This is a genomic window from Frankia sp. R43 (genome assembly GCF_001306465.1).
GTDB classification, from domain to species: Bacteria; Actinomycetota; Actinomycetes; order Frankiales; family Frankiaceae; genus Parafrankia; species Parafrankia irregularis.
Window position 1 is genome coordinate 459,807 of record NZ_LFCW01000002.1, and the last position, 16,036, is coordinate 475,842.

Genomic DNA, 16,036 nt, shown 5'->3' on the forward strand with positions numbered 1-16,036 from the left:
GCGGGCGGCCGTTGGCTGCCACCACTGCGTTTCTTGTTGATCGTTTGACTGGTCGCCCTGTCCGGCGCCCGGTTGTTTCGCCGATCGCTGCTGTGGTGGCCGCGGGAGGGGGAGTCCCATGGCGGATGAGGTCGTCTGGGTCGTCGTGGCCGGTGCCCTGCTGGTGGGGGAGCTGTTCACCCTGAACCTGATACTGATCATGTTCTCGGTCGCCGCTCTGCTCAGCGCGGGCGTCGCCGCCCTGGGCGGGAATCTGATCGCACAGCTCGTCGTCTTCGCCGCCGCTTCGACCGGCCTCACCCTCGGCCTGCGGCCGGTCGCGCGGCGCCACCTACAGCACGGGCCGGAGCTGCGGACCGGAACGGAGGCGCTGGTCGGTGCGCGAGCGGAGGTCCTCGAACGGGTCGACGGGCGGGACGGACGGGTGCGGCTGGCCGGCGAGGTCTGGTCCGCGCGATCGTTCCCGGACACCGACGTGCTGGACGTCGGCGCGACCGTGCTGGTGCTGCGGATCGAGGGCGCCCGGGCCGTCGTCTGCCGCAGCGAGCCGAACCTGCCGCCCGGCCTCGACCTGCCCGGCCTCGACCCGCCCGACCCGGGTTCCGGCGGGCCCGGTTCCGGGGGGCCCGGTTCCGGCGGGCTGGGCGCAGGCGGGCCGGTGACTCCCGCCTAGGCCGGTTCCGGGCGTGCCGTTGCATCGTCTCGGACGTATGCCGGGGATCGGGACCTCGGCCTTGACCAAGGAAAGGAGTAGAGATGGGCGGAGTCATCGCGGCCGCGGTGGTGGCGCTGGTAGTTCTGATCTTCCTGGTTCGGTCCGTGCGGATCGTTCCGCAGGCGCGGGCGATGGTGGTGGAGCGGCTGGGCCGCTACCACCGCACGCTGACACCGGGGCTGGCGATCGTGGTACCGATCATGGATCGGATCCGGGAACGCATCGACCTGCGGGAGCAGGTCGTGAGCTTTCCGCCCCAGCCGGTCATCACCGAGGACAACCTGGTCGTGGGCATCGACACGGTCATCTACTTCCAGGTCACCGACCCGCGTGCGGCGACGTACGAGATCGCCGACTTCATCCGCGCGATCGAGCAGCTCACGGTCACCACGCTGCGTAACGTGATCGGCGGCATGAACCTGGAGGCGACGCTGACCTCGCGGGACCAGATCAACGGGCAGCTGCGCGGCGTCCTCGACGAGGCGACCGGCCGGTGGGGCATCCGGGTGAACCGGGTGGAACTGAAGGCGATCGACCCGCCGCGCTCCATCCAGGACTCCATGGAGAAGCAGATGCGGGCCGAGCGGGACCGTCGGGCCGCGATCCTGACCGCCGAGGGGGTGAAGGCCAGCGAGATCCTTCGCGCGGAGGGTGAGAAGCAGGCCGCGATCCTGCGAGCGGAAGGCCACCGGGAGGCACAGATCCTGGCCGCTGAAGGTGAGGCGAAGGCGATCGGGACGGTCTTCGGTGCCATCCACGAGGGCGACCCGGACCAGAAGCTCCTCGCCTACCAGTACCTGCAGATGCTGCCGCGGCTGGCTCAGGGGCAGGCGAGCAAGCTGTGGATCGTGCCGAGCGAGCTCACCTCCGCGCTGGGGGGCCTGGCCGGCCCCGGCGGGCTGTTCGACGTCGAGGCCCGCGCCGACCGGGCCACCCGCGGCCCGGCCAACGGCCCCGCCGGGCAGACCGGCCCCACCACGGCGGAGGAACCCATCGCCTGATCCGGCCCGTGCTGGTCCGAGGTGGGCCCTTTCCACCTCACGGCCCACGGTCAGGGAGGCCGAAGCCTGAGCCGACCACGGAAAAGGCTCACTGGTCCGGGCGGGCGATAGAACCAGTCACTCTGTTGGGGTGGGGCACGCCACAACTGGCACCAGGGGAGGGGGCGGGTCTAGTCCTGGCCCGCTGGTCATGGCACGATCGACTGGTATTCGAGGGGCTCACGTGACGAGACGCAGGGGAAGGCGTTCCTCGTCGACGGAGGTCCCGCGTGGTGGCAATGTCATCGACGGCTCGTGAGCTGTCATCCGGCACGTCGTCCTACGTCGTGCCGGGCAAGCTGGCCGTGCTGGCGTGTCCGCCGGCACTGTGCCCGCACCTGGAGTTCGCCGTGTCCGGCGCGCTGACCGCCCCGGTCTCCCTGACCTGGACGGCGCAGCCGGGCCAGCCCGGCTTCCTGTACGCCGGCCTGGAGTGGCGCGCGGCCCCGGGGACAGCGGGCCGGTTGGCGACCGTTCTGCGCCGGCTGGGGCACGTGACCTTCGAGACGGTCGAAGGCCCCTCCCCGGGGTGTGACGCGGAACGGTACTCCTTCACTCCCGAGCTGGGGCTGCACCGCGCCGCCATCGCCGCCAACGGGGACGTCGTGGTGGGCGAGGCGGCGCTGCTCGCCCTGCTGGAACGCGGCGAGGCGCGGGAGTCCCTGTCCCGGGGCCTGCATCGGCTGCTCGGCACCGCCTGGGATGATGTGCTGGAACCGCTGCGCCGCGGGGCACACGGCGCACCGGTCACCTGGCTCCGGCGCACTGGATGAGCCGTTTTTCCGGACAGATCGTGATCAGCCCGAAGCGTCCTTAGTCGGGCGTCCGCGCGGCGATGAGCGCCTGCTCATCTTGCTGTGGTCAAGCCCACATCGTGTTCCCGTGGGTCGGACGGGCACATACCCCCGGGGTCGTGCGTTGTGGGTTGCGCACGACAAGAGCACAACCTTTCTGGGAGAACTCAGTGGCCACCGATTACGACACCCCCCGAACAGCCGATCTCGAGGATTCCGAGCAGAGCCTGGAGGCCCTGAAGGCCCGGCGGGCGGACGCGGCGGCGGACCTTGGTGACGACGCTGATCCGTTCGAGACCGAGCTCGGCCTGCCGGGCGCCGATCTGTCCGGGGAGGAACTGACCGTCCGAGTCCTGCCACGGCAGGCGGACGAGTTCACGTGCACCAGCTGCTACCTGGTCCACCACCGCAGCCAGCTGCATGACGCTCGCCGCATGGTGTGCCGGGACTGTGCGGCCTGACCGCGGGTGAGGCCGCGGGGCCGCGGCGGGCGGTACTGGCCGGCGCAGGTCAGGCCGGTACCCGTACCCCCGCCTCGATCATCCGGGCGACCGCGCGTTCGCGGTCGCCCGAAACGCGTTCCACGAAGCGTGTGAGCGCGAGCGGGACAGTCACCTCAAGGCCCTGTTCCCGGGCGTCGAGGGCCGTCTCCAGCACGCAGTAGTCACCCGCCAGGCCGACCACGACGACGCTCGTCACCGCTCCCGCGGCGAGCCGCTGACCGAGCACGGTCGCGGACCGCTCGCCCGAACGCGGGTCCCGGACAGAGAAGGCCGAGTAGCCGTCCGCTCCGTCGACACCCTTGCGGATGACCTCACCGGCGATCACCACGCCGGGATGGAAATCCGCCCCGGGCGTGTCACGTATGCAGTGGGGCGGCCAGATACCCCCGTCGGTGACGAAGTGCGGTGTGGCCGGCGGATGCCAGTCCTGGCTGTAGAAGACCGGACTGCCCGCGTCGGCCGCCGCGGCGATCTCCTGGTTGACCCCGGCGACGATCTCCTCGCCACCGGCGACGTAGAGGCTGCCGCCGACCGTGGCGAAATCGTTCTGCAGGTCGATGACCAGAAGCGCCACCCCGTCGCCGTAACGCGTGCCCATCGCTGCGCTCCGATCCTCGGCCGGCCGGCCGGCCCGATCCCGCACCCGCTTGGCCGGACTCCGCGGGCGGGCTTCGCGGGCGGACGCCCAACGGCCCGCCCCACGGCGGCGGCTGATGGCTCGATCGGGACACCGGCGGCGTGTCGTCGGGAATGCCCGTCCCTGTCCCACTGTAGGTTGCGGGCGTGCGCAGCCGCGACTACGGATCCGATGTCCTGGCCCAGTCCAGCGCCGGCGCCAGGGCGCCCAGGCCGCCGCGGGCGGTCGAGATCGAGCGAGACCTGGTCGTGGAGGACGCCGAGTCGGGCTTCTGCGGCGCCGTGGTCGGTATCGAGGCCGGCGGCGTCATTCTTGAGGACCGGCACGGCCGCAGGCGGTCCTTCCCCCTGGACGGGGGCGTCTTCCTGCTGGACGGGGAGCCGGTGACACTCACCCGAGCCCGGTCGGCCGCGCCGCGTCCACCGGGGCGCACCGCCTCGGGCTCGATCGCCGTCCCAGGCCTGCCCGCCCGGGTGGCCCGGGCCAGCCGGATCTACGTCGAAGGCCTGCACGACGCCGCGCTGGTCGAACGAGTGTGGGGTGACGACCTGCGGATCGAGGGAGTCGTCGTCGAGCCGCTGGACGGTGTCGACGACCTCCCGGAGATCGTTCGTGGCTTTCGGCCCGGCCCGGGCCGTCGGCTCGGGGTGCTTGTCGACCACCTGGTCGCGGGCTCCAAGGAGAGTCGGATCGCGGCGGGCGTCACCGGCGAGCATGTTCTTGTCACCGGGCACCCGTACATCGACATCTGGCAGGCCGTGAAGCCTGCCTCGGTCGGCATCCAGGCCTGGCCCACGGTTCCGCGTGGGCGGCCCTGGAAGGAAGGTGTCTGCGCCGCGCTCGGCGTCGCCGATCCCGTCGAGATGTGGCGGCGGATCCTCGCGGCGGTCGACTCGTACGCCGACCTCGAGCCCGGCCTGCTGCGTGCGGTGGAGGAGCTGATCGATTTCGTCACCGCGCCCTGACTCCGTCCTGAGACTCCGTCCTGAGACTCCGTCCTGCGACTGCGTCCTGCGCCCGGCCGAGCTGTCGGGCCTGACACGGGAGGGCTGAGAACTAGCGCGTATATGGTTCTATACGGCTAGTTCAGATTGTCCGGCCCTTCGGTGGCTTCGTGGTGCGGGGCACTGGGCTGGTCGGCCTGTGGGGGGCGGACAGGAGCGGAGGGCGTCCATTGCCCAGAAGCAGGCCCGGGAGCAGGCCCCGGAACACGCCCAGAGCGGTGTCACCCTTTGCCGTACTCGCCGGCGCTGCGCTCGCGCTCATCGCCGTCGCTTCGGCAGGACTGGCGTTCTGGCCCGACGGCGCCAGCTCACCCGGCGCCCGGCCTCCCGGTGTCGAGGTCGCCTCCGCGCAGGATTCCCGGACCCTGCTCGGGCGGACCGTGGTACTCGATCCGGGTCACAACGGTGGCAACGGCGCCCACCCCGCAGCCATCAACCGGCGCGTCGACGCCGGTGGTTTCCAGAAGGAGTGCGACACCGTCGGCGCTTCGACCGACGACGGGTACGCGGAGCACGCGTTCGACTTCGACGTCGCGATCCGAGCGGCGGACGTCCTGCGCGCCCTGGGTGCCACGGTGATCCTCACCCGCAACGAGGACGACGGCGTCGGACCCTGTGTCGACGAGCGGGCCCGCATCGGCAACGAGGCCGGCGCGGACGCCGTGGTGTCGATCCATGCGGACGGGGGTCCGGCGGAGGGCAGCGGATTCCATGTCATCGCGCCCGCGGCCAGCCCGGACGGGTCGAACAACGCGATCCTGGACAGCTCGGGCCAGCTGGCGGACCTGCTTCGGGCGTCCTTCGGCGCGGCCACCGGGCAGGCCCGGTCCGACTATCTGGGTTCCGACGGCATCGCCATCCGCTCGGATCTCGGAGGGCTGAACCTCTCCCGGGTACCGAAGGTCTTTCTGGAGTGCGGCAACATGCGCAATCCCGGCGACGCCGCGCGGATCAAGGATCCAGCCTGGCGTCAGCGGGCGGCAGAGGGTGTCGCCGACGGGCTCGCCGCGTACCTGACCAGCAGCCCGCCGGGCGACGGCCGCTCGTAGGTGCAAGTGCCCGCCCGCGACGGATGATGTCCGTTCCTGATGTCCGTTCCCACCCAGTTCCCACCGGGTGATCCCAACAGGGGAAGTGATCTCGGACAGCAGAACGGCCACCCCGCCGGGGTGGCCGTTTCCGTTGCGCCGCAGCGCATCCGGAGTGGTGGGCGATACTGGGATTGAACCAGTGACCTCTACCGTGTCAAGGTAGCGCTCTCCCACTGAGCTAATCGCCCGCAATTTGGATCAGAGGCGGAGGCGGGAATCGAACCCGCGTACAGGGCTTTGCAGGCCCTTGCCTAAACCACTCGGCCACTCCGCCGCGAAAGGCCGTGATGGCTGCAATCTCTGACCACACCGCTTCCGAGCGGACGACGGGATTCGAACCCGCGACCCTCACCTTGGCAAGGTGATGCTCTACCACTGAGCCACGTCCGCATGTTCCGCTTGATCCCCCTTGGGGGACCCGGTTCGCCGATCGGATCGGCTTCCCGCTTGGCGGTGTAGGTAGCACTCTAGCGGACGATCGGGGCGGTCGTCGAATGTGAACGCCGCCGTGCCGGGATGTCGCTCGAATGTCGCCCGATCGTTGGTGGCGAGTTGGGCTGACAGTCACTTTTGGCGTCGGAAGCGGCGCCGGCGCTGGTCGAGGCGGTCGGTCGTCACTCTCGGTCGCCGGAAGGTCGCGATGGCGGCCCGCCCTCGTGGTGCAGGCGCCTCCCCTCCGGCTGGCCGGAGGGCGCCGGTCGGTGGGCAGAGGCCGGAGCACGGCCGACTGGCCGGCCGGTAGGCGCTGTATATCGGGTGGTGACGGGGTGAGCGCGGCCACGTCGACCGCGGCGATACGGTCAGCGGAATGAAGTACGCGAACAGGGGCATCACGACGGGGGGACGACTTTCAGGGAGCGGCGCGCAATGCGGTCACGGGCGGCTGGAGTGACCGTCCCAGGGGCGGTCCGGGGCCGGGAGTCCTATCTCCTGGCGGGAGGACTGCTCGCCACCGGCGTGGTGGACGTCTCCGACGACCTGCGCGTGCTGGACGGCGGCGGCTTCTGGGGAGTGGTCGTCGACTTCGAGGGCGGCTGCCGTTGCGTCCGCTTTCGCGAGGTGCGCCCGGCCCCGGCGGCCGCGGTGGAGGCCGCCGGGCCCTGGCAGGGGCCGGCACATGACTCGTGGGTCACGAGCATGGACGCCGCGGCCTATGTCGCGGGGGTCGGTGCGATCCGCGCGGAGATCGCCGCCGGCGAGGTCTACCAGGTGAACCTGTGCCGCCTTCTGTCGGCACCGATCGCCCCGGGCCCGGCGGGATCGGATCTCGCCGCCCTCGCGGCCGTTCTCGCCGCGGGCAACCCCGCGCCCTACTCGGTGGTGCTCGATGCGCCCGAGGCGGATCTGCGCATCGTCGGCGCCTCTCCCGAGCTGTTCCTCTCCCGAGACGGTGACGTGGTCCGTTCCGGCCCCATCAAGGGCACCGGCCGGACCGCCGCCGACCTTCGGGACAAGGACGTCGCCGAGAACGTGATGATCGTCGATCTGGTCCGGAACGATCTGGGGCGGGTGGCGCGACCGGGAAGTGTCACGGTGCCGGCGCTGTGCAGGGTCGAGCAGCACCCGGGCCTCGTCCATCTCGTCTCGACTGTGCAGGCGACACTTGCTCCCCAGGTCGGCTGGGCCGAGCTGCTCGCCGCGACCTGTCCGCCGGGATCCGTCTCCGGGGCGCCGAAGTCGAGCGCGTTGCGGATCATCAACCGGCTGGAGCCGGTCGCGCGCGGTCACTACTGCGGCGGCATCGGGTGGGTCGACGCCGACACCCGGCGTGGCTGGCTGTCGGTGGCCATCCGGACCTTCTGGCTCGCCGACGAGCGGATCTGGTTCGGTACCGGCGCCGGAATCACCTGGGGCAGTGACGCGGAAGCGGAGTGGCGTGAGACGGAGCTCAAGGCCGCCAACCTGCTGTCGTTGGCCTCCGCCGCGCCCTCGACCGCCACGAGCTGGAGCGGTCGGGCCGGACCGACGGCCGTCTCCCGCGGATCCGGGTACGACACGTCCGGGCGTGTCTCGGCGACAGGCTGAGGATCTCCGCGCCGGGGGATCTCCTTTTCGGTCGGGAGGTCTCCCACGGATCTACCCGGACCCACCGGCCCACGGACCCACGGACCCACGGACATAGCGAAGCGCCTGGTGGGGGAGAGTCCCCACCAGGCGCTCATGTCGACGGGAGCTGACTTGTGTGCCGGATGTGCCCGCACCGGCCTGCCCGGGATCGGACACGACGCCGACCCCGGTTGCGTCACCGTTCGGGGCCGCCCCAGATCAGGAGGGCGAGCTCGGCGTCCAGATCGATGACATCGCTCTCTCCGCCGAGCGGCACGGCCGCATACGTTCGGCGGAGGAACGCCAGCACCTCGGCACGTGGCATCTCGAAGAGCGCGTGACCGGACGGACTCGACAACGACAGGCACACGATCCGCCCACCCGACTGGGCGGCGGGCCAGACCTGTACGTCGCCATCGCCGGCTGGCCGGCGGACGCCGTCACTGAGGAGCTGCCGAGCGAAGGTCCATTCCACGACCTCATCGGCCCCGGTGCGGAAGCCGATGCTGACCGCGTACGGGTCGGCCGGCTCGTATCGGACCGTGGCGGCGACCGGAACCGGAGCGCCACCGGGAACGACGAGCCGAAGGGCGAGTTCTGCGGTGATCGAATCGTGACGAATAGTCATCGGGCGGCCTCTCATGGTGCGTGGTGCGGGCGAGCACCCGTGTAACGAGATAGTTCCCTCTCTGAGTCCCGTTTGAAACAAGGTTATGCCAGGACAACATCCGTTACGGCGGTTCGGGCGAGTTGCCCTGCCCGGGAAGACCGACCGAAGTCCCCTGAGAAGACCCGGTCGGTCGCGGTGGTGATCGCCGAGCCGAAGGTGTCGCTCGGTGATCGTGTTCCGCGTTCGACTGAGGGTTCCCCCGAGCACAATGGCCGTTCTGCCGAGGCCGTGCCACTCATAGCCTTCCCTGTCCGGACCCGTCTCAACCACGGCGAGTCCCGGCCAACCCGGCGTGTCCCGAGGATCAGCCGGAGGGCAGACATGCCCCCATCCGTCCGTTGGCCACCCCCTGTCCGTCCCTCGGTCGTGTCCGTGTAAGCTGAGCCCAGGCTCGGTGAGGGCGCAACACGTCCGGCCGGAGCTGCTGGTCTGAGAGGCTTTGGGGTAGTTTGGAGGCGGCGCCGGCCGGTCCGGTGCATCGGTTCCGTTCTGTCAGGTAGCTTGTTGGATCGCGCGGGCGTATAGCTCAGGGGTAGAGCGCTGCCTTCACACGGCAGAGGTCCGTGGTTCGAAACCACGTACGCCCACACACCGCGCGGTATCTCCGCGTCATCGCTGCGTCGCCCGATGGCGGCAGCCCTCTCCGCTCCCTACGGTCGGCCACCCTCCCATCTGCGCTGTTGGGCTGTGACCTGCGCCCCTCCAGGGAGCCGACCGGTACCCCTGAGGGGTACCGGTACGTCCGATTCGGTGATCCCACAGTCGTCTCGAGGTCTCCGTGACGAAGGTCCTCGGGCCGGTTCGACGCCCAGAAAATCAGATGCCTCGTGCTGCGCGGTGGTGGCACTTTGGTGGTGGCGCGGCCTTTCGGCATAGCGGTATGGACCTTCGGCCGGTCCTGAACCGACGGCCGGATCTGTCCCGGACGTGCCCTCGGGGGAAGTCGCCCGGCCGGCTACCGGGCCCGGCCAGGTGCGGAGACGGCCTGCCGAGCGCCAACCGGTGGCGGCTCGTGGATGGGTACCGTGGTCCCGGACGGAAGCAGCGGAGGAATCCATGGCCGGTCGTCGGTGGGGCTGGTCCCGGGGCGTGCGGGAGGCGGCAAGCGTGGTGAGGTTGGCTCACGTCCGAGCGGCGGGCCGGCGACGGCTCGAGGTCGCGCGCCCGGCAGGCCACTCCCGATGACCGCGGCCACCGCTCCGGGCGGCGCGCCGCTGGACGAGCAGGCGGGTGTCGGTCATCCGGACGCCTTTCAGCGCCTCTACACACCGCATCGCATGGCGTACATAAAAGGGGAGGGGCGGTCGCCCGGCGACCAGTGCCCGTTCTGCGCCATCGTCGCGATGACGGACGAAGAAGGGCTCGTGGTCGCCCGCGGAAAAACGGTCTACGCCGTCCTCAACCTCTACCCCTACAATGCGGGCCATCTGATGGTGGTTCCCTATCGTCACGTCGCGGACTACGCGGAGATGAGTTACGACGAGACGGTGGAGATGGCACTCTTCGTGCAGCACGCGCTGCGCGCATTGCGGGTGGCCAGCGGCGCACACGGCTTCAACACCGGAATGAACCTCGGCACGGTGGCCGGTGCGGGTATCGCCGCGCATGTGCACCAGCACGTGGTGCCGCGGTGGGGCGGCGACACGAACTTCATGCCCGTGGTCGGGGCGACCCGGGTCCTGCCGGCGCTCCTCGGCCAGACCCGGGAGCTGCTCGCCGCGGCCTGGAGCCGCACAGAGCAGGTGTGAGGCCCGCGCACGGGCCTCACATGCGCCACCGCGACGAGGCTCAGGCCAGCCCGGTCACCTTCGCCACGAGCTGCTCCGGAAGCCGCTCGTAGCCATGGGGCCGGCGGGTGAACACGCCGGTCCCATGGCTGACGGAGCGCAGGTCGATCGCGTAGCGGGTCATTTCCAGCGCCGGCACCTCGGCGTGAATCATGGTGCGCCCTGAACCGCGTTCGAGTCGTTCTGTGCCGGCACCTGCGCCCTCCTGGGACGTCACGCCCACGACTCGGCCGCGGCGGGTCGCGATGTCGTTCATCACCGCGCCGACGTGTTCGTCGGGAACGTCGACGTCGATTTCCAGCACGGGTTCGAGCAGCACCACGCCGGCGGCGTTGGCGGCCTCGCGCACCGCCAGCCCGCCGGCCGCCTGGAACGCCAGGTCCGATGAGTCGACACTGTGTGCTTTTCCGTCGACGAGCCGTACCCGCAGATCAACGGCGGGGAATCCGGCGACCAGCCCGCGTTCCAGCTGGGCGCGCACACCTTTCTCGACCGACGGCACGAACTGGCGGGGTACGGCGCCGCCGACGACCTCGTCGACGAACTCGATGCCGCTCCCGGCGGGCAGCGGTTCCACGACGATCCGGCAGATCGCGTACTGGCCGTGCCCGCCGGACTGCTTGACCAGCCGGCCGACGCCCTCGGCGCTGGCGCGGACGGTCTCGCGCAGCGGCAGGCGCAGCGGCACCTTCTCCAACGTGACGCCGAAGCGGTCGTGCAGGTGTTCCAGCACCAGGTCACCGTGGGCCTCGCCCATGCACCACAGGACGAGCTGGCCCGTGTCGGGGTCATGGCGCACGGTCAGCGTGGGGTCTTCGGCGCCCAGGCGTCCGAGCGCAGCGGAGAGCTTGCTCTCGTCGGATCGAGCCTGTGCCTGCACAGCCATGGGTAGCAGCGGCTCGGGCATGGTCCACGCCGGGAGGTACCGCGGGTCAGCCGGGTCGGAGAGAGTGTCCCCGGTCTCCGCGGTGGCCAGCCGGGTGATCACACAGAGGCCACCCGCGGCGCACTCGTCGACCGAGTGCAGGGACAGCCCGATCGGTTGGGAGAGGGCGCCGATCCGCTCGCGGTCCTCGTGGTCGGGGTGGCCCGCGGCGGCCCGGCCGTGCCCGGACACGTGCACCGACGCGTCGGGGCGCAGCGTGCCGGAGAACACCCGGACCATCGACATCCGGCCGATGTACGGGTCGGTGGTGGTACGCACGATCTCGGCGACGAGTGGCCCGGACGGGTCGGCATGTGCGGGTGGGCAGGGGGATCCGTCCGGGCGGGTGAGCCTGGGCAGCGGGTGCTCGCTCGGGGCGGGGAACGCGTAGGTGAACAGGTCGAGGAGCTCCACCGTCCCCAGACCGGGCTGGAAGTCGTGCGCCCCCCGCTCGGGACCCGGTGGGATCATGAGCGGCAGCACCGGGTAGAAGGAGCCGCGGGCCACCGCGGTCTCCAGATCGTCCAGCAGGATCTTCGGATCGAGTTCGGCGCCGTCGACATACCGGTCGAGCAACGCCTCGTCCTCGCTCTCGGCGATGACCCCCTCGAGCAGCGCGCCCCGTGCGTCGGCCGCGGCTCCGGTGAGCTCGACCGGGTGTTCGTGCTCGTGGCGGCCGTCGGCCGTGTAGTCGATCAGCCGTCCGGTCACCAGGCCGATCAGCCGGCGGGGCGGTGTTCGCCGCGCCGCCCCGGCGCCGCCCGCGCCGCCCGCGCCGTCGGTCCCGGCGGTGGCCGCGGTCGCCGGGTAGTCCGGGTCGGGGATGTTGGTTCCCTCCAGCAGGTAAGCGGGGAGGACCCCGGTCCCGAACGCCTCCTGGCAGGCCATCACCATGGCATCGAAGTCGGCCCGGGGATGGTCCAGACGGGTGATGGCGATGGCGCGGGGCATGCCCACGGCCGCGCATTCGTCCCAGAGCATTCTGGTGGAGCCGTCGATCCCCTCGATCGCGTTGATCACGAACAGTGCCGCGTCCGCGGCCCGTAGCCCGGCCCGAAGCTCGCCGACGAAGTCCGGGTAGCCCGGGGTGTCCAGCAGGTTCACGGTCACGCCGCGATGCCGCAGCGAGCCGAGAACCAGCGAGACGCTGCGTTGGGCGGTTTCCCCGCCGGAGGCCGTGCCCGCGCCGCCTCCGGCGGCACCCACCCCGGGCCAGGCGCCGTTCGCTCCAGTTGCTCCGTTCGCTCCAGGCACCCGGTTGGATCCAGGCGAGGACGGACGGCTCTCGCCGGCCGCGGTGTCCGCCGTGACATCGACGTGGCTGCCAAGGTTCGCCGCCACCTGGAACAGGTGCTGCCGCAGGGTCGTCTTGCCCGCGCCGGTGTGGCCGACGAGAACGACGTTCCGCACATCGTGTGCCGCTGTTGTCATACCGCCTCCCATCGGGGCTCGGCGGGCCGAGTGCACACCGGCACCGTTCGAGGCCGGCGTGGTCCGCCTCGCGGCCAGCGCCGGGAGGGCCCGGCGGTCACTGCCGGTGCCCCGGGCCGAGGAGGTTGGCCATGACGCTGACGCGTACCCCGAAGAGTCCCCCGATGTGACGGGGACAACAAATCCAGGCCAGATCGTGATGAGAAATGAGCGGATCGTGACGGCGGTACTGTGAGACCGCCCAACCCGGGCGGTACACGACAGACGACGGGACGGACATGCTCGCTAGCAATGCGCGACCCCAGATCCAGAAGGTGCTCGATCCGTTGAGCCAGTGGGCCGCGCGGTCGTCGGTGTCGCCCGACCTGGTCACGATCATCGGAACGATCGGCGTCGCCGGCGGCGCGCTGGGGTTCTTCACTCTCGGGCACTTCTTCGTCGGCACCCTCGTCATCACCCTGTTCGTCTTCTCCGACCTGGTCGACGGTGTGATCGCCCGTGCGCGCGGGATCTCCTCGAAGTGGGGTGCCTTCCTGGACTCGACCTCGGACCGGGTGGGCGACGGCGCGATCTTCGGCTCGCTGGTGATCTGGTACGCGGGCGACGGCGACTCGCTGCCGCTCGCCGGCGCGGCGCTGCTGTGCCTGGTCGCCGGCTCGGTGACCTCCTATGTGAAGGCCCGCGCCGAGAGCCTCGGCTTCACCTGCAACGTCGGCTTCGCCGAGCGAGGCGAGCGGCTGCTGATCCTGCTCGTCGCCGCGGGCCTGTACGGCCTCGGCGTGCCGTACCTGCTGCCGGTCGCGCTGTGGTTCCTGGTGGGCGCGACCGTGCTCACGGTGGCCCAGCGTGTGGTCCACGTGTATCGGCAGTTCGTCCGCTCCGGCCGGCCGACCCTCGTTCCGCCGGCCGGCGAGTCGAACGCCGCCGCGGAGGCCGCGGAGGCCGACCAGACCGGGGCGGGTCCTTCGGTGGCCTCTTCGGTGGTGAGCCAGACTGGTGCGCCTGACCTGGCGGGCGGGGCCGGTGTGGCTGGTTCCGGCAACGCGCCGCGGGGCGTGCCGCCGGTCCCGCAGGTCGCGCCGGGCCGCTGAGGTGGGAGCGGGCTCGGCTGAGGTGGGAGTGGGCTCGGAGGCGGGCGTGGAAGCGGGCCTGGAACCAGTCGCGGGAGCGGGCTGCCGATGACGCTCGCTGGCCGGGTGACGCTGCTCGCCTACGTGCTGGGGTGGCGGCTGGTCCGGTTGCTGCCCGGGGCGCTGGCGGCCTGGCTGTTCCGGCGGGCCGCGGACCTCGCATGGCGCCGCGGCGGGCGGGGGACCACCCGGCTGCGGGCCAACCTGGCCCGGGTCGTTCCCGCCGGCACTGATCTGGACGCGTTGACGCGCTCCGCGCTGCGCTCCTACGCCCGGTACTGGATGGAGGTCTTCCGCCTCCAGGACATGCCGACGGACTCGATCGTCGGCCGGATGCGGGTGCTGGACGAGGCGAGGCTGCGCGGCGCCCATGCGACCGGCCGGGGCATGATTCTGGCCCTGCCGCACATGGGGAACTGGGAGCAGGCCGGCGCCTGGCTGGTCGCGACGGGGGTCCCGTTCACCACCGTCGCCGAGCGACTGCGTCCGGAGCCGCTCTTCGATCGTTTTGTCCGTTTCCGTGCTGCGCTCGGCATGGAGGTCGTTCCGCTGACCGGCGGGGAGCAGCCGCCCGCGGAACTGCTCACCGAGCGGCTGCGCGCCGGTGGGGCCCTCTGCCTGCTGGCCGACCGTGATCTCTCCGAGGCCGGCGTGGAGGTCACCTTCTTCGGGGCGCCCGCGACGATGCCGCCCGGCCCGGCCGCCCTCGCGCTGCGCACGGGCGCGGCCCTGCTGCCGGTGACGCTCTGGTTCGATGACGACGGCTGGAGCGCGCGGATCCATCCCGAGGTCGAGCACACCGACGTCCAGACCATGACCCAGGCGCTGGCGGACGAGTTCGCCGCGGGGATCGCCGCCCACCCGGCCGACTGGCACATGCTCCAGCGGATCTGGCGCGAACCCGTGCGGTGAGGAAGGGTCGGCTGTGAAGATCGGACTCGCCTGCCCGTACACGTGGGACGTCCCCGGCGGGGTCCAGGCACACGTGCGTGACCTGGCCGAGTCGCTGCTGGAGGCCGGCCACGAGGTCTCGGTGATCACACCGGTGGACGACGAGTCCGCCCTGCCGCCCTACGCCGTCGACGCCGGGCGCGCGGTGCCGGTGCCCTACAACGGCTCGGTCGCGCGCCTGCTCATGGGACCGGTGTCGGCCGCTCGGGTGCGCCGGTGGCTGCGCGAGCACGACTTCGACGTGCTGCACGCGCATGAGCCGACGGCGCCCAGCATCAGCCTGCTGGCCTGCATGCTCGCGGACGGCCCCCTGGTCGCGACGTTCCACACGTCGAACCCCAGGTCCCGCATGCTGACCGCGGCCCAGGTCGCGCTGCAGCCGTCGTTCGAGAAGCTGCGGGCCCGGATCGCGGTGTCCGAGGCGGCGCGTCGCACACTGGTGGAGCATCTGGGCACCGGTGCCATCCTCATCCCCAACGGCGTCGCGGTACGCGCCTTCGAGGGCGCCCGACCGCTGCCCGGGTACGGCGGGTCCGGCAGCGGCAACGGCAACGGCGACAGCACGACGGGTGCGGGTGCGGGTGCGCCGACCGTGGTCTTCCTCGGGCGCATCGACGAGCCCCGCAAGGGCCTCGACGTGCTGATGGCGGCCTTCCCGATGCTGGTCGAGCGGGTCCCGGACGCCCGGCTGCTGGTGGCGGGCCCGGGGGACACGGCCGCCGTCCGCGCGCGGATCGACCGCTCGCTGGTCGATCGGGTCGACCTGATCGGCCTGGTGCCCGAGGCCGACAAGCCCGCGGTCTTCGCCTCCGGGAGCGTGTACTGCGCGCCCAACACGGGGCAGGAGAGTTTCGGGATCGTGCTGCTGGAGGCGATGGCGGCGGGAACACCGGTCATGGCCAGCGATATCGACGCCTTCCGGCGGGTGCTGGACGACGGGCGTGCCGGGCGGCTGTTCGGCGTCGGTGAGCCGGCGGAGCTGGCGGCGGGGCTCGCCGATCTGCTCCGCGATCCCACGGAACGGGCGCGGCTGGTCGAACGCGGTCGTTCGGTGGTCATGAGCTACGACTGGCGGGTCGTGACACAACGCATCGTGAGCGTCTACGAGATGGTCTCCGGGGACCGGCCGGTGTCGGTCGCGGCGACGGACGAGAGCTGACCGCAACGCTGACGGTCGACCCCCGGTGTCGCATCGTGGCTCGGCGCATGCAGGGGGACTCGACTGCTGGTGCCTCCGGCCAGGCTGGATGCGGAGCGGAGATGATCCGTCGCGGTGTCCTTCGTGTGGTCGATCCCGGGGAGAGTTCATCCA

14 protein-coding genes and 4 tRNA genes are annotated in these 16,036 nt (G+C 71.2%); 12 read left to right on the forward strand and 6 right to left on the reverse strand.

The genetic code is table 11. The annotated features are described in order from the left end of the window. The first annotated feature begins 118 nt into the window (after nucleotides 1-118). From ACG83_RS09415 to ACG83_RS09430, 4 genes are all read left to right on the forward strand, one after another. Nucleotides 119-673, forward strand: coding sequence for an NfeD family protein (locus ACG83_RS09415; RefSeq protein ID WP_054565772.1), 555 nt, complete (start codon nucleotides 119-121; stop codon nucleotides 671-673). Nucleotides 674-756: 83 nt separating this feature from the next. After that, the gene (locus ACG83_RS09420; protein WP_054565773.1) at nucleotides 757-1,716 is read left to right on the forward strand and encodes an SPFH domain-containing protein; all 960 of its coding nucleotides are present in this window, start codon (nucleotides 757-759) and stop codon (nucleotides 1,714-1,716) included. 278 nt (nucleotides 1,717-1,994) lie between these two features. Next, a complete protein-coding gene (locus ACG83_RS09425; protein WP_054565774.1) occupies nucleotides 1,995-2,528 on the forward strand; it encodes a DUF3145 domain-containing protein in 534 nt (177 codons plus the stop codon). A 191-nt stretch (nucleotides 2,529-2,719) separates the two neighbouring features. Further along, nucleotides 2,720-3,010 (forward strand): DUF4193 domain-containing protein, encoded by a 291-nt coding sequence (locus ACG83_RS09430; RefSeq protein WP_006539043.1) that lies wholly within the window; start codon nucleotides 2,720-2,722, stop codon nucleotides 3,008-3,010. Nucleotides 3,011-3,059: 49 nt separating this feature from the next. Here ACG83_RS09430 and ACG83_RS09435 read toward each other — a convergent pair whose 3' ends face one another. Next, nucleotides 3,060-3,650: an isochorismatase family protein gene (locus tag ACG83_RS09435; RefSeq protein ID WP_054565775.1), complete on the reverse strand. Its 591-nt coding sequence runs from the start codon at nucleotides 3,648-3,650 to the stop codon at nucleotides 3,060-3,062. A gap of 185 nt (nucleotides 3,651-3,835) precedes the next feature. Between ACG83_RS09435 and ACG83_RS09440 the strand changes: the two genes are divergently transcribed. Together ACG83_RS09440 and ACG83_RS09445 are read left to right on the forward strand one after the other, a co-directional pair. Continuing rightward, complete coding sequence (locus ACG83_RS09440; RefSeq protein ID WP_006539045.1) at nucleotides 3,836-4,654, forward strand: DUF3097 domain-containing protein; 819 nt, start codon at nucleotides 3,836-3,838, stop codon at nucleotides 4,652-4,654. A gap of 257 nt (nucleotides 4,655-4,911) precedes the next feature. After that, nucleotides 4,912-5,742, forward strand: a complete 831-nt coding sequence (locus tag ACG83_RS09445) for an N-acetylmuramoyl-L-alanine amidase (RefSeq protein WP_054565776.1) — start codon at nucleotides 4,912-4,914, stop codon at nucleotides 5,740-5,742. Between the two features lie 155 nt (nucleotides 5,743-5,897). On the opposite strand, the gene ACG83_RS09450 is transcribed toward ACG83_RS09445, so the two are convergent. From ACG83_RS09450 to ACG83_RS09460, 3 genes are all read right to left on the reverse strand, one after another. Next, nucleotides 5,898-5,972: transfer RNA gene (locus tag ACG83_RS09450), tRNA-Val, on the reverse strand. A gap of 14 nt (nucleotides 5,973-5,986) precedes the next feature. Continuing rightward, a tRNA-Cys gene (locus ACG83_RS09455) sits at nucleotides 5,987-6,058 on the reverse strand. A 44-nt stretch (nucleotides 6,059-6,102) separates the two neighbouring features. After that, nucleotides 6,103-6,174 (reverse strand) — tRNA-Gly (locus ACG83_RS09460). Nucleotides 6,175-6,651: 477 nt separating this feature from the next. On the opposite strand from ACG83_RS09460, the gene ACG83_RS09465 reads away from it, so the two are divergent. Continuing rightward, complete coding sequence (locus ACG83_RS09465) at nucleotides 6,652-7,809, forward strand: chorismate-binding protein (RefSeq protein WP_054565777.1); 1,158 nt, start codon at nucleotides 6,652-6,654, stop codon at nucleotides 7,807-7,809. A 217-nt stretch (nucleotides 7,810-8,026) separates the two neighbouring features. On the opposite strand, the gene ACG83_RS09470 is transcribed toward ACG83_RS09465, so the two are convergent. Continuing rightward, the gene (locus ACG83_RS09470) at nucleotides 8,027-8,458 is read right to left on the reverse strand and encodes an SsgA family sporulation/cell division regulator (protein WP_006544472.1); all 432 of its coding nucleotides are present in this window, start codon (nucleotides 8,456-8,458) and stop codon (nucleotides 8,027-8,029) included. 557 nt (nucleotides 8,459-9,015) lie between these two features. Between ACG83_RS09470 and ACG83_RS09475 the strand changes: the two genes are divergently transcribed. Continuing rightward, a tRNA-Val gene (locus tag ACG83_RS09475) sits at nucleotides 9,016-9,087 on the forward strand. Between the two features lie 594 nt (nucleotides 9,088-9,681). Then, nucleotides 9,682-10,248 (forward strand): HIT domain-containing protein, encoded by a 567-nt coding sequence (locus tag ACG83_RS09480; RefSeq protein WP_054565778.1) that lies wholly within the window; start codon nucleotides 9,682-9,684, stop codon nucleotides 10,246-10,248. Nucleotides 10,249-10,288: 40 nt separating this feature from the next. Here the strand turns inward: ACG83_RS09480 and ACG83_RS09485 are convergent, their stop codons facing one another. Beyond that, complete coding sequence (locus ACG83_RS09485; protein WP_369812878.1) at nucleotides 10,289-12,721, reverse strand: elongation factor G-like protein EF-G2; 2,433 nt, start codon at nucleotides 12,719-12,721, stop codon at nucleotides 10,289-10,291. A gap of 200 nt (nucleotides 12,722-12,921) precedes the next feature. Between ACG83_RS09485 and pgsA the strand changes: the two genes are divergently transcribed. The 3 genes from pgsA to ACG83_RS09500 all read left to right on the forward strand — a co-directional run bounded on the left by pgsA (nucleotide 12,922) and on the right by ACG83_RS09500 (nucleotide 15,883). Beyond that, nucleotides 12,922-13,734, forward strand: a complete 813-nt coding sequence (gene pgsA, locus ACG83_RS09490; protein ID WP_054565780.1) for a phosphatidylinositol phosphate synthase — start codon at nucleotides 12,922-12,924, stop codon at nucleotides 13,732-13,734. An 87-nt stretch (nucleotides 13,735-13,821) separates the two neighbouring features. Then, nucleotides 13,822-14,685, forward strand: a complete 864-nt coding sequence (locus ACG83_RS09495; protein WP_054565781.1) for a phosphatidylinositol mannoside acyltransferase — start codon at nucleotides 13,822-13,824, stop codon at nucleotides 14,683-14,685. A gap of 13 nt (nucleotides 14,686-14,698) precedes the next feature. Beyond that, complete coding sequence (locus tag ACG83_RS09500) at nucleotides 14,699-15,883, forward strand: glycosyltransferase family 4 protein (RefSeq protein ID WP_054565782.1); 1,185 nt, start codon at nucleotides 14,699-14,701, stop codon at nucleotides 15,881-15,883. The last annotated feature ends 153 nt before the right edge of the window (nucleotides 15,884-16,036 follow it).